This window comes from Streptomyces flavofungini (genome assembly GCF_041028215.1).
GTDB lineage: Bacteria > Actinomycetota > Actinomycetes > Streptomycetales > Streptomycetaceae > Streptomyces > Streptomyces flavofungini_B.
In genome coordinates this window covers 1-900 of record NZ_JASKYR010001397.1, presented here as the reverse complement: position 1 = coordinate 900, position 900 = coordinate 1, and the positions used below count along the sequence as shown (strand labels likewise).

Annotated in this window: 1 protein-coding gene; it reads right to left on the bottom strand. The window is 76.8% G+C overall.

Features of this window, described 5'->3' with window-relative positions:
- Positions 1-26: 26 nt before the first annotated feature.
- Positions 27-900 (bottom strand): alpha/beta hydrolase (locus AB8Z36_RS41285; RefSeq protein WP_369218469.1); only part of this gene is annotated, 874 nt, incomplete at its 5' end.

Below are 900 nucleotides of genomic sequence, written 5' to 3'. Positions count from 1 at the left end.
CCCTGCTGCCGTGCGGGCGCCGCCCGTTAGGGCCCGCACGGCAGCAGGGCGGCGGCCAGTTCGCGGGGGCGGGTGGCGAAGGGGCTGTGGCCGCCCGGCAGGTCCCGGACGGTGAACGGACGGTCGGGCATCTCCCGGTCGGCCTCCGCGATCATCAGGTCCTGCGCGGCGGGGAGCAGCGCCCGGTCGTCCGCGCAGCGCAGGAAGGTGCGCGGTATCCGCCCCCAGCGCGCACGGGTCACGACGACGGGGGCGACCGGCACCGCCTGCGGCAGGTCGGGCGTCAGCCCAAGGCGCCAGCGGTCGAAGCGGTCCGGGGCGAGGTCGTGGTAGTAGACCCGGCGCAGCTCCTCGACGTAGGCGGGGTCCGGCGAGAGCGGGTTGATCCGCACCGCGCCCAGCGCGTCGGCGTCGCCGATGTGGAGGTCGGGGCCGCGGGGGGCCGCGTTCTCCGGCGCGCCGATGTAGTCGAGGAACCTCGGTCGGGCGGCGGGCACGTAGGCCGACAGGTAGACCATCGCGTCGACGAGTCCGGGTGCGCGCTCGGCGGCCAGGGACGCGGGCCCGCCGCCCGCGCTGTGCGCGACGAGCACGACGCGGCGGTGGTGGCGGACCCGACGCAACGCGGCCAGCACGCGCTCGGCGCAGTCGTCCATGGTCACCGCGGCGAGCGCGGACCTCTCACTGAGCAGACCGGGCTGCCCGGGAAGGAGATAGCCACTGGGCAGCGGGGCCTCGAACCCGTGCCCCGGCAGGTCCACGGCGACGCTCGCGGCCCCGAGCCCGGCCAGCGCACGCTGCGTCGCCGCCCACTGGCCGGAGCCGTGCCAGGCCCCGTGGACGAGGACGAAGACGGTGGAGGCGGCGTGGACGTCGGGGGACGGGTGAGTGGTGGTGGAC